This window comes from Enterobacter sp. QK-SA4 (genome assembly GCF_056856775.1).
Genome location: NZ_JBXFXH010000003.1, coordinates 132,631 through 143,307 on the forward strand (window position 1 = coordinate 132,631; position 10,677 = coordinate 143,307).

The 10,677-nt window shown below is 51.4% G+C and carries 14 protein-coding genes and 1 pseudogene; 2 read left to right on the top strand and 13 right to left on the bottom strand.

Features of this window, described 5'->3' with window-relative positions:
• From AC1VYI_RS00950 to traM, 10 genes are all read right to left on the bottom strand, one after another.
• Positions 1-225 carry a TraR/DksA C4-type zinc finger protein gene (locus AC1VYI_RS00950; RefSeq protein ID WP_060446845.1) on the bottom strand — a complete coding sequence of 75 codons (225 nt, stop codon included), beginning with the start codon at positions 223-225 and terminating at the stop codon, positions 1-3.
• Positions 226-344: 119 nt separating this feature from the next.
• Entirely contained in the window at positions 345-884 is a 540-nt protein-coding gene (gene traV / locus AC1VYI_RS00955; protein WP_060446828.1) for a type IV conjugative transfer system lipoprotein TraV, read from the bottom strand.
• Positions 885-905: 21 nt separating this feature from the next.
• Positions 906-2,300 (bottom strand): F-type conjugal transfer pilus assembly protein TraB, encoded by a 1,395-nt coding sequence (gene traB / locus AC1VYI_RS00960; RefSeq protein ID WP_058654354.1) that lies wholly within the window; start codon positions 2,298-2,300, stop codon positions 906-908.
• Complete coding sequence (traK, locus tag AC1VYI_RS00965) at positions 2,287-3,030, bottom strand: type-F conjugative transfer system secretin TraK (protein ID WP_163277224.1); 744 nt, start codon at positions 3,028-3,030, stop codon at positions 2,287-2,289. The genes traB and traK overlap by 14 nt, the downstream gene beginning before the upstream one ends.
• Positions 3,017-3,583, bottom strand: coding sequence for a type IV conjugative transfer system protein TraE (gene traE / locus AC1VYI_RS00970; protein ID WP_077138965.1), 567 nt, complete (start codon positions 3,581-3,583; stop codon positions 3,017-3,019). Before traE ends, traK begins: the two co-directional genes overlap by 14 nt.
• Positions 3,584-3,597: 14 nt before the next feature.
• Positions 3,598-3,903 (bottom strand): type IV conjugative transfer system protein TraL, encoded by a 306-nt coding sequence (gene traL, locus AC1VYI_RS00975; RefSeq protein ID WP_071667439.1) that lies wholly within the window; start codon positions 3,901-3,903, stop codon positions 3,598-3,600.
• A 150-nt stretch (positions 3,904-4,053) separates the two neighbouring features.
• On the bottom strand, positions 4,054-4,404 hold the full coding sequence (gene traA, locus AC1VYI_RS00980; protein ID WP_071667438.1) for a type IV conjugative transfer system pilin TraA: 351 nt from the start codon (positions 4,402-4,404) through the stop codon (positions 4,054-4,056).
• A gap of 65 nt (positions 4,405-4,469) precedes the next feature.
• A complete protein-coding gene (locus AC1VYI_RS00985; RefSeq protein WP_040218544.1) occupies positions 4,470-4,844 on the bottom strand; it encodes a TraY domain-containing protein in 375 nt (124 codons plus the stop codon).
• A 108-nt stretch (positions 4,845-4,952) separates the two neighbouring features.
• Positions 4,953-5,657, bottom strand: coding sequence for a hypothetical protein (locus AC1VYI_RS00990; RefSeq protein WP_071667437.1), 705 nt, complete (start codon positions 5,655-5,657; stop codon positions 4,953-4,955).
• A 184-nt stretch (positions 5,658-5,841) separates the two neighbouring features.
• The gene (gene traM / locus AC1VYI_RS00995) at positions 5,842-6,237 is read right to left on the bottom strand and encodes a conjugal transfer relaxosome DNA-binding protein TraM (RefSeq protein WP_040218546.1); all 396 of its coding nucleotides are present in this window, start codon (positions 6,235-6,237) and stop codon (positions 5,842-5,844) included.
• A gap of 431 nt (positions 6,238-6,668) precedes the next feature.
• Between traM and AC1VYI_RS01000 the strand changes: the two genes are divergently transcribed.
• The gene (locus AC1VYI_RS01000; RefSeq protein ID WP_001568108.1) at positions 6,669-7,154 is read left to right on the top strand and encodes a transglycosylase SLT domain-containing protein; all 486 of its coding nucleotides are present in this window, start codon (positions 6,669-6,671) and stop codon (positions 7,152-7,154) included.
• A gap of 32 nt (positions 7,155-7,186) precedes the next feature.
• On the opposite strand, the gene AC1VYI_RS01005 is transcribed toward AC1VYI_RS01000, so the two are convergent.
• From AC1VYI_RS01005 to AC1VYI_RS01015, 3 genes and pseudogenes are all read right to left on the bottom strand, one after another.
• Positions 7,187-7,516: a DUF5983 family protein gene (locus AC1VYI_RS01005; RefSeq protein WP_011977736.1), complete on the bottom strand. Its 330-nt coding sequence runs from the start codon at positions 7,514-7,516 to the stop codon at positions 7,187-7,189.
• A gap of 32 nt (positions 7,517-7,548) precedes the next feature.
• Positions 7,549-8,370, bottom strand: a complete 822-nt coding sequence (locus tag AC1VYI_RS01010) for a DUF932 domain-containing protein (protein WP_001568111.1) — start codon at positions 8,368-8,370, stop codon at positions 7,549-7,551.
• Positions 8,371-9,185: 815 nt separating this feature from the next.
• Positions 9,186-9,488, bottom strand: a pseudogene (locus AC1VYI_RS01015) (hypothetical protein); the annotation flags it as partial.
• Between the two features lie 94 nt (positions 9,489-9,582).
• On the opposite strand from AC1VYI_RS01015, the gene AC1VYI_RS01020 reads away from it, so the two are divergent.
• Positions 9,583-10,551, top strand: a complete 969-nt coding sequence (locus tag AC1VYI_RS01020; RefSeq protein WP_004099053.1) for an IS5-like element IS903B family transposase — start codon at positions 9,583-9,585, stop codon at positions 10,549-10,551.
• Positions 10,552-10,677: the final 126 nt, after the last annotated feature.

The following is a 10,677-nucleotide window of genomic DNA, read 5'->3' on the forward strand; positions in this document are numbered from 1 at the left end:
TCACCTCAGATACTGTTTTTGTCGTATTTCCAGAACCCGCTGGCATTCCGTACAGGTACGTACGCCCGGGATGGCCTGCTGCCGCCTGAGGGGGATGCGATTGCCACAGCATTCGCACCGGTTGCAGCTTTTGCCCTCCAGGCAGGACCGCTGCCTCGCGGCCTGTATATGAAGCTGGTTCAGCAATTCGTCCTGCTCCTGCAGGAGATCGAGTTCGTCTGCCATCAACGCTCCCTGCTCACACTGTCCGGACACGCTACCGCCCATCCCTTTTCACGTTTCAGGGCACGCGTGATAACGTCGGATTGTTAAAATGGGTGCCACACGCGGTGGCGGTTCAGGATTCAGTTAACGCGCGGGGTTCCCCACGCTGAGGGGTTCACAACAAAAAACACCCGCGTCGGCTGGTGATAAACGTCCTGCGTATCGATATAGGGCGCGATCCACAGCCCGGCCGTCTTTTCACCGACGCGAAGCGGCCTCGGGTCCACGATGGACTCGCGCCCTGGCGGCGGCGCAATAACCGGCGTGACCGTGGAGAGCGGCGCCCGTGAGGCTGAGTGCGGCTGCGGGCGGGGGAGAGTTGGCGCGCCCGTCAGCGGTGTATTTCTGGATGCGATGGCATGCACCGGTTCAGCCGCCAGCGTGAGGGGCTGCACGGACCGGGTCCGGAAATTACCCTCAGCCAGGCGTGGCAGCGATGTCGCACCCGGCTTTACCGTGCTGGCCTCCTCCAGTCGTTTGGCTTTCTCATTGGCCTGCTCGATGGTCATGCAGGTGTCGGATGTCGTCGCGTTACACTCAAAATCGCTCGTTGTACCGGCACATCCCGACAGCGTCAGGAAACTGGCCAGCGTGAGCGCAACAGGCACTGTCTTGTTCATTTGCGGTTCCTTTACGTGGGGTTATTGTGAGTCGGCCTTCGGCATAAACTGGCTCTGGTTAAGCCTGCCCAGCTGGTTGAGCATCTGGTCGGTACTGAACCCGTTCATGCCGCCCTGCGGGACTGACGGCGGCGGAACCGGACTGCGGTCGCTGCCCTCCGCTTTGCTTCTGTCATTCTCGTGCGCCAGCTCTTCAATGGTTTTCAGCTGAAAACCGTCCTGAAAGACAACGGTCACTTCGTTACCCGCCCCAATAGGGATGACGGGGTGATACTGCTCTGCGCGTTTGATGTAGTAGTCGCTGAGGGTCTGGGCGGCTTTGGAGGCGCCTCCGCCAATCCCCATCTTCATCACGTCACCCGCGCCGAGGGATGCAGTGGCGCCAAGTCCGACCGAAGGCTGGGACGCGGTCTGCACGCCCTGACCGATGCCGTCAACAAATCCCGCGCCCCATGCCCAGCCGAGGATTTTGCCGTTTCGCATCACCACCTCGCCCTTGATGCCGTTTTTTCCCCGGAAGCTCACGTGCCCGGCAATGGGCTGGTCGATGGTGACGCCGTGCTTCAGGCAGCTGATGTTGCGGGTGCGTACGATGGCGCGTTCGCTGGACACGTCGCCCCAGGCTTCAAGCCCGATGAAGCAGCCGGTCAGGTCGTAGCTTTTGCTGTTGGGCATTTCCACCCTGCCCGTAATGCGCAGCTGCATCGGCACCGTGGACTCGTTACCGGTTACGGAGGCGTTGGCGTCAGCCCCCTCAATCAGCATCGATTTGGCGAAGCTGCCCGACGGGATGTACGGCAGGGACGGACCTTTACTCTCGTCGCTGTGGGCAAAAGACTGCCGGCGCAGCTGGTTGGGTACGGGGATGGGCTGGTACTGCACCTGCGCCGGCGGCGTGACGCCGTTACCAGGATAGAACGCGGTCGGCGGCGGGACGGCCCCCGTCTGCGGCGGGAAACCGGTCGGCTGCGGCTCACCTTCAGGCCCCGGCGCAGGCACTGGCGGCTGCGGGGCCGGCTCACCCGATGCGGTGACGGGTTTCGCCCCCAGCGCGCTGACCTGAGCGGAAAGCGCCGCATTATCCTGGCTGAGTTTGTCAATCTGGTGCTGGTAGCCTGCCTGTCCCTTGCTGAGCAGCTCAAGCTCGCGGCGCATTTCGGCATACTGCTTCTGCATTTCGGAGGCGGTAGCCTGCATCTCGGTCGTGGCATGCTGCTGTACCTTCTGGTCAAAGGTGCTGTCCACCACGCCGGTCATATCGGGCGCAGGCTCACCGGCGGCTGCCGCATCGCTGCTGCCTTCGTAGCGAGCATCCGCCAGATACCAGCCGCCGCCGCCCACCACGCCCACGGTCGCCAGCACGATACCCAGCCAGATAAACTGCTTGCGCTTCACCACTGAATTAATGCTGGCCATCAGCCGCACCTCCGCTGCTGATAATGAAGACCTGCAGGGCGCCGCCCGCCATCAGCTGACGCGAGGCTTCACCAAACAGCACGCCGCGAATGCCGCTCTGCCAGAAGTCGCTTTCCGCGATGTTGCGGGCCATCCCGGTATTGTTGGTGACGCGATAGCGCACCACCTTAAGGTGATTACCCACCCAGACGCGCTCGGGGACTGCAGAAAGTCCGGCGGGAGCGTTGAGGGCTTCATGCGTAACGGGGATAGCCTGCCAGCCGGACGGAAGCTGCCCGCCCAGCAGATGCTGGCTCAGGGAAACCAGCGTGGCCTCGTAGGGGGAAGACTCTTCCCAGGTGCGCGCCGCTTCGCCCGTGCCGGACAGCTCGCTGACCAGCTGGATGCTTCGCCCCGCGCCCGCTCGCGGCACGGCCTGTACCGAGAAGTTGAGGCCGCGTTCGGTTTCCAGAATGAACGTGAAGGGCTTTTTGTTGAGGGTGCTGACAATCACACCGCCGCTTGCCGTCTGCTCCTGTCGCGTCAGCTCACCGTCGAGGCTGGTCAGGGCCGTCACGCGGTCACCTGCGACCGTAAAAAGGTTCGGGTCGGTGTTGCTGACCGCGATACTGGCCTGTCCGCCGTTCGTCAACGGGACAATCGTGGCAGAAAGCGCAGCGGGTGCGGCGACCGTCTGACCGGACGCGAGCATCAGCAACGCCAGCAGCGCACGGCGACTATTTTTGTTCATCGGTGATTTCTCCGAAGTGACTGAGCCAGCTGATGCCGTCCTCACGCTCGAACTTGAGAACGTACTGTTTCAGCTCGGGATACGGTTTCGAGTCGCCTATCCAGGTCTTCAGCTGGCCCCGCACGTCCACGCGGCTGCTTGCCGGATAAACCTTCACGCTGGTCATATAGAAAGACGAGTTAACGTTGTTGTCCTTAATGCGCTTCGCATCCTCAGCAAGCCGGATTTTCAGCTCGTTCTGCGATGCGGGTTTGACATAGGCCAGCAGCTGCTCATGAGAGGCATCAACGGTCTCCGGGGTGACATTCAGGCGAAGGGCGATAAGCGACAGGGCCATCTGCTGCAGGTAGGAGGCATCCGCCTGGTTCTGCGACACGGCAAACGGCGCGTTGAAAAGCATTGGCGTGACGATAGACTTCTGCTCATTCTGAAGGCGGTAGTTGTTGACGGCCTGAATAACATTGGTGGTGATGCTTCCCAGAATAACCACCCCCATGGCAATAAAGCCGATGGCAATAACCCGCTGTGTACTTAATCGTGCTCCGTGTTCCATCTGATTATTCCTGTCTATTTAATCCACTGGCGGTAGCATGAGTCGGGAACATCGTGAAATATTCCCCTGAGAAGAACGGTCGGCATATACCAGTAGACCAGGTCCCGCAGCCATGAACTGCCCCGCCCTTTCTTGAGCTTTTTAATTCCGAGATAGGCCAGTACGGCAGCGATAATTCCGGGAATATAATGCTGGGTCCAGAATCCCCACACCAGGCAGACAATGGCCGGAATAAGTTCATCCACAGGAAGGCCAAACCAGCGGCTCTGATTCGTCAGGGTTTCGGGAAAGCGATATTTTTTGAGAGATTCATCTGCCATATATGTTCCGTCTCCGGTACAGCTGGCAGTATGGAAATACCTGCCAGCCGGATTACAGGCAAAGCCCTCCCGTGAATGCTCGTGAAGGGCATTCAGAATTAAACCGGAATTTAATAGTCGGAAGTGGCTCTGAACGGCTGTCGCTGGATATCAGTATCCTGCGACAGACATACCTACCGTGACGAATACGGACAGGATCGCAAAGCCCGCCAGGAACTTGAGGTTCTTGGTCGTCATATACATCACGGCGCCCACCAGAACTTCGGCAAGAATAACCCACTTAACCACGCTGGAATCTTTACCAAATGTTCCTTTAACGGTTGCATCGCCGCTGGACATCAGATCTTTACCCGCAGTCGAGGCCAGAACCGTTTCAGGGAAAAACGCAGCAAGGGCTGCGACAGGCAGGGCAAACTTCAGCGCTTTGAGTAACGCGACTTTGCTGAATTTTTTCTTTGCAGGGGTCGCGGGTACAGCGTGAATAACAGATACATCAGTCATATTTATTAATCCTTTAAATGTTAATGAAACAGCCATAAAAAAGGCCAATAATTCGTTAATGCCATTCAGTCGAAATTATTAGGTATCACCTCCACCATTTCAGCATTGTAAAAGTCGGGGAACTTGATCAGATGGTCATGAAGCCTTTCCCGTACTTCATAAGTCTTACACCATCCACTTCGGTTTTTTGCATTGATCAGTTTTAAGTTAGTTTCCTCATCAAACCTGACGGTCACAAAAAAACTCTTAGAAAAGTCTGGATTATCCATAACCCTGAACATAGGGAATCTATTGAGGTGATCTCTGACCCTAAAAAAAACCTCGAATCCGCGGCTTCTGCCACTTCTCGACGTAGCAGAACGCAATAAACTCTCTGTCACAGAATCGAGTTTGAGCCTGACGGTATTTCCCAATGCTGGAGAGCTGCTATATCTCCTCATCACAACCTCCTTATTAAAAAGACATGCTGCAATAATATCCCAAAGAAGCACTCAGAGCGATATACTAAAAGTTCCCCATTTCTTAACAAAGCGCTAACAAACCAGATTTCATAATTTCGCCTTACGAAGTAGATTGCACTTAGAATTAATTAATTCGAATGCATATCTGTGAACACTAGGTAAGAACGAGTGAGTCTTGAGATATAGAATCATGTCATCTTTATTGTCTATTTCCATAATAGAATAAGCTTTGGAAATTCTTTTCTTTGAAGCACCCGATGTTACACTTAGCAATCGAGATATAAATTCATGCGTAAAACCGCTGAAGAAAAGACAAAAGCTTTGGTAAACACCTGGCTCAAGGACTAAAGCAGGATTTTTAATTTCGCAAACATCATTCATAACGTGATTAAGATATCTGCTATTGGCCTGACTAAAAACCACATCTTTTATAAAATGCCACAATATATACGATTCAGAATTAATACAAACCACCTGAAACAGAACACACCAGTAAAAATAATCCTCTATAACAAAGCTCTTTATTATTGCCATATCAGGATTAGCTAATGCATCGACCTCTTTTTCGAGAAGTGCACATTTCAACTCAAGAGGTAGTTTTTCAAACCAGTAGGCAGAGTCATATTCACAGCCTTTTATAACATTCGAAAAATTGTGATTTGAATATACAAAGACACCAGAAGAATTTCTGATACAGATAGGAATTTCAGAATTATCAAAAATTTTGAATCTTGTTGCTTCTTGTTGTGATTGACTGGAATCAGAAGAACGCATAAGATCGCGCGCACTCATATAACCTCCTTGCTAGGCTGTGTGGGTAGCTGGTACTTAGGGGGGCAATCCCTGGGTACCAGCGATTCGACAAAACTCGCCGACAATCAAATTTTAGTTAGGACACTGATAAAATATACCTTTACCTTCAGTACTTGTCATTAAAAAAACACAGTTAAATGTGATTTTTAAGACATCTATATAGTTAATCATTATCGGTTTCTTCACCTGACTCTGGAAAGAAGGTTTCCACGATCTCTTTAACATCATCTCGAATATTCTGAACCATTCCCCTGAACTCAAACTTATCGTTTCCTGCAATATGTGGACTCATGGACTCCATTGCGAGAAGCTTACTGGAAATAAACTGTGTTTTAAGTACGGCTTCAAGAATAGTTTTATTGAAAAGCATCTGGTTGAACGGCGACTCCTTGCGCTCCATTTGCGCCTCATAGACACGCAGACCTAGTTCGACGAGCATTGATATAACGCTTGAACTACTGACATCTTCTTTCCTGGCCCCCTCTGCACGACGCTGTTCGACGATAGCATTTATTTTATTTACCACGTCGTCGCTTACATATGCTTGTATCTTTGCCAAAGCTCATCTCCTTTTTTTGTGCTGTGGAAGGATATTATTTTGACTGTCGAATAGCGCCTTCCCACCGTCAATACATCCGGCGGATTGCAGGCGATTCATCCAGTGGTTTTATGACGAATCGTAGGCGATTCACATGGCGGATTGCCGACGATTCACCATCACACAATGTTATGAAATATATATCGTGAATCGTACATGAATCATTAATGAATATCCAATGATTCATACAGTAGTCGCAAATGAATCTTATAAACTTCCACTCTGGAACTGAGTGGAATTTAAAAAAGATAAGTGCATGACTTGTAAAGTTAATCAGCAAAATTTTAATTTTGCGTGGGGTGTGGTGATTTTGTGGTGAGGAGTGCATATATGTTGAGTCTCGGTCTTGGATGGGTTAAGTTTATTCCGGGATTTGGCACGGAGGGGAATTCATGAAGGGAGTAGCGTTTGGTATCATCCTGTCTTTAATACCATTGTCATCAATGGCAGCAGACTGCTTTGATATGGCTGGCAGGGATTACAAAATTGATCCGGATCTCCTGCGTGCTATATCATGGCAAGAATCACGATTTAAAATTGATGCGATTGGGCGTAATCCTGTTACGGGTTATGGATCAGGCTTGATGCAAATTGACTCGCAGCATTTCAACGAACTGTCGCGATATGGAATAAAACCGGATCATCTTCTTAGCGATGCTTGTCTTAACATCTACACCGGAGCCTATTATCTGGCTCAGGCGTTTAAAAAGTGGGGCGTTTCGTGGGATGCAGTCGGGGCATACAATGCAGGCTTCAAAAAGACCCCGCGCCAGGCAGCAAGACGTTACGAGTATGCGAAGAAGATCCATTACTACTACACGGCTATCAAAGCAAGCAAACGAACTTCTTCTAAAGATCAGAAAATCGCCATGAACTAAAAAACCTTCTGATATAAGAAGGCTTGAATTTCTTAAAAATCTACGGCATCTATACCTGGATAATAATCGGCATCACTATCAAAATGAAAAAGCAGATACCCGCCCTCCCGGTGCATTAGTATGAGATTTTTGCGTAAAAATTTTGACACCCCACCTCTTTTTAGCGCCAGAAGATGGCGTTTGAAATCATACATCCTTATAACACAACCATAAGGTGTATCATGTATCCACTCTAAGTAACTATCGCAAGTTAGATAATTGGTTGTTGATGAAAGCACCTGAAGAACTCTGATATCACCTTCTTCCATATGTGAAATACTGATACAGACAGCTTTAAATTCAAACATAAGTATTCCCACCATCAAAACGCCGGACAGCTGCCCGGCGCTTATAATTAGCCTTTAAGAGTGCGGAATTTCTCCGCAATTAACCACAATGCCTTATTGAGTTTAACATCACCATCGATTGCTTTTACTGGCCGGGTTGTTGTTCTTTTCCCTTTTTCAGTTCGGCCAGGCAAACCGCCTTTAATCAGATTTTCCTGGACCCTTTGATATGTAGTCCAGATGTCATCTTTTTTATCTTCATAACGGCGCGGATGAATTATCTGTTCAATACTGACCGGAGATTTATTTTCATCTTCATATCGGTAGGTTAATGCAGCTTGTCCAAACAGACGCTGTTCTTCCCTGGTTAATGTAATAGACTTCATGACATCAACGCCTTCAGTTATTTTATCGAAAATTCCCAGAACTTCGTAAGCACCTTCGATAACCCTTCCAACAATATCACCTTTATGAGGTACACGAATCTCACCAAACGACGTACCGCACACAAGGCCATTTGTGCATACAAAACGGAACATACCCGGGATCATTTGATAACTGGACGATCCATCATGCGAGTTAAGAAGAATGATTTCGGGTACTTCTGTTCCTTTATTGGCCCCTTCACGGCGAAGTCTTACCATATGCTTAGTATGCCCCCGTTTATCCTCATCCCTTACTCGTGACTGACAGGCAAAAAATGGCTGGAAACCTTCTTCACGTAATTTATCCAGCAGTGTAATAGTTGGAATATAGGTATAGCGATCACTACGTGAATTATGCTTTTCTTCTGAAAACACAGAAGGTACAACCTTGACTAATTCATCGTTAGTCAGTGGGCGTTCCTGACGAATGGATTGAGTAAGTCCAAATCGGGATGCTAAACGCATATTATTCTCCTTCACCTGTTTAATTTTTTAACCATCACCCGTTGAGTTGCCGGGGCCGCGGTTTTGACTTTGTCCGGGGACCTGCTGAACCTGCCCCTGGATATAACCTTCACCCGTTTGAGAGCCGTTCGCCGCGAGGGCGTAAACGAGCACGGCCCGGTGCAGATGTCCGGGGGTGAGCGGGAAATTTTTTTCGGCCTAATGAAGCGGCAGCGGAATGGCCGGGAAAAATTTATTGCGAAAGGCCCTGCCGTCCCCTGGACAGCAAGACGGGTTGTGCTTGTCTCAGCCCCGGCGAATGGACTCAAACGGGTGATACGGGTACCAGGGGAAAGGAGCAGGCACCCGCCGCAACGACGGAACGCGCGGGCGCGAAACGGCGTTGCCCCGCAGAGTGCCGGCAGTCCTTCGCCGGCACGGTGAAAGCGGCGCGACCGGGACGGTCGCAGCAAGCGCTGCCGTTGACCTTGACTTCAGACATCAGACACTAGCCGTCAGGCCCGAAACCGCTTGCGGGTTCGGCGGAGCTTACCGCGTCTTTTCGCGGTTAGCGGAGTGTGGCTCGACGACCGGACAGCGCAGCTGGCCGGGAGCCGAAGGTGTCCAGTATGGGTGTGCTTTTAAAGCCTTTAAGGGTTAAAAAGAGACATCACAGCAGAAAGAAGAAGAGAAAGCAGACAGACAGCAGGCAGCAAACAGGGAAGACGCGGAAAGGAAATGCGGGCGGCGCGTCAGCGCGGCCCGGTTTTCCCGGCGCCGCAGGCGCGCGGTCTTTCAGCGCAGTAGGGCAGGTGATCCCCTGCCCTTTCGGTTATTTACGCGGCCTCCTGTATCCCTCGCATAAAGTCCCGCATGGCCCTGAGCCGGCGCAGATCGGCCAGTCGTTTTTCAAAACCATTGAGGTAGTAAACCGGGGTATACCTCACCCGCCGGAACTGCATCGTGAGCGTATTGCCCGTCACCACTTCCGCCGCTATCCCGAGCAGTGACATCTGGATGAAGGCCATATCTGCCGCCACCGGATCGATGTCAATGCAGCTGCCGAACATGTACATGGAGGGGTTGATATCCGCTTCAAGCAGGCACTCTGCATAGGCGATCAGCATTCCGGCAGCCCCTGCCCACCCGTAACATTTACTACTGGTGACAATGGCTTTAGGCGATGATTCCTCTGCATTGTGGCTTTGTTGAATAAATCGAACTTTTGCTGAGTTGAAGGATCAGATCACGCATCTTCCCGACAACGCAGACCGTTCCGTGGCAAAGCAAAAGTTCAAAATCACCAACTGGCCCACCTACAATAAAGCCCTCATCAACCGTGGCTCCATAACTTTCTGGCTGGATGATGAAGCTATTCAGGCCTGGTATGAGTCAGCAACACCTTCTTCACGAGGCAGACCTCAGCGCTATTCTGACCTTGCCATCACGACTGTGCTGGTCATTAAACGCGTATTCAGGCTGACCCTGCGCGCTGCGCAGGGCTTTATTGATTCCATTTTTTCTCTGATGAACGTTCCGCTACGCTGCCCGGATTACAGCTGTGTCAGCAGGCGGGCAAAGTCGGTTAATGTCAGTTTCAAAACGCCCACCCGGGGTGAAATCGCACACCTGGTAATTGATTCCACCGGGCTGAAGGTCTTCGGTGAAGGCGAGTGGAAAGTCAAAAAGCATGGCCAGGAACGCCGCCGTATCTGGCGTAAGCTGCATCTCGCCGTTGACAGTAAAACACATGAAATCATCTGCGCTGACCTGTCGCTGAACAATGTGACGGACTCAGAAGCCTTCCCGGGCCTTATCCGGCAAACTCACAGAAAAATCAGGGCAGCATCGGCAGACGGCGCTTACGACACCCGGCTCTGTCACGATGAACTGCGGCGTAAGAAAATCAGCGCGCTTATCCCTCCCCGAAAAGGTGCGGGTTACTGGCCCGGTGAATATGCAGACCGTAACCGTGCAGTGGCTAATCAGCGAATGACCGGGAGTAATGCGCGGTGGAAATGGACAACAGATTACAACCGTCGCTCGATAGCGGAAACGGCGATGTACCGGGTAAAACAGCTGTTCGGGGGTTCACTGACGCTGCGTGACTACGATGGTCAGGTTGCGGAGGCTATGGCCCTGGTACGAGCGCTGAACAAAATGACGAAAGCAGGTATGCCTGAAAGCGTGCGTATTGCCTGAAAACACAACCCGCTACGGGGGAGACTTACCCGAAATCTGATTTATTCAACAAAGCCCTGCATTGTACGCGATTCCTAAATTGTCCATAGGTTACCATTCTAAGTGGTGACATTTTGGTGATATTGT

Coding starts and splice junctions, on each gene's coding strand:
- traB (WP_058654354.1), bottom strand. CDS start 2,300: ATGGCCAGCATTAATTCAGTGGTGAAGCGCAAGCAGTTTATCTGGCTG.
- traL (WP_071667439.1), bottom strand. CDS start 3,903: ATGGCAGATGAATCTCTCAAAAAATATCGCTTTCCCGAAACCCTGACG.
- traK (WP_163277224.1), bottom strand. CDS start 3,030: ATGAACAAAAATAGTCGCCGTGCGCTGCTGGCGTTGCTGATGCTCGCG.
- AC1VYI_RS00990 (WP_071667437.1), bottom strand. CDS start 5,657: ATGAGTGCGCGCGATCTTATGCGTTCTTCTGATTCCAGTCAATCACAA.
- AC1VYI_RS01000 (WP_001568108.1), top strand. CDS start 6,669: ATGAAGGGAGTAGCGTTTGGTATCATCCTGTCTTTAATACCATTGTCA.
- traA (WP_071667438.1), bottom strand. CDS start 4,404: ATGACTGATGTATCTGTTATTCACGCTGTACCCGCGACCCCTGCAAAG.
- AC1VYI_RS01010 (WP_001568111.1), bottom strand. CDS start 8,370: ATGCGTTTAGCATCCCGATTTGGACTTACTCAATCCATTCGTCAGGAA.
- AC1VYI_RS01005 (WP_011977736.1), bottom strand. CDS start 7,516: ATGGTGGGAATACTTATGTTTGAATTTAAAGCTGTCTGTATCAGTATT.
- traV (WP_060446828.1), bottom strand. CDS start 884: ATGAACAAGACAGTGCCTGTTGCGCTCACGCTGGCCAGTTTCCTGACG.
- traE (WP_077138965.1), bottom strand. CDS start 3,583: ATGGAACACGGAGCACGATTAAGTACACAGCGGGTTATTGCCATCGGC.
- AC1VYI_RS00950 (WP_060446845.1), bottom strand. CDS start 225: ATGGCAGACGAACTCGATCTCCTGCAGGAGCAGGACGAATTGCTGAAC.
- AC1VYI_RS00985 (WP_040218544.1), bottom strand. CDS start 4,844: ATGAGGAGATATAGCAGCTCTCCAGCATTGGGAAATACCGTCAGGCTC.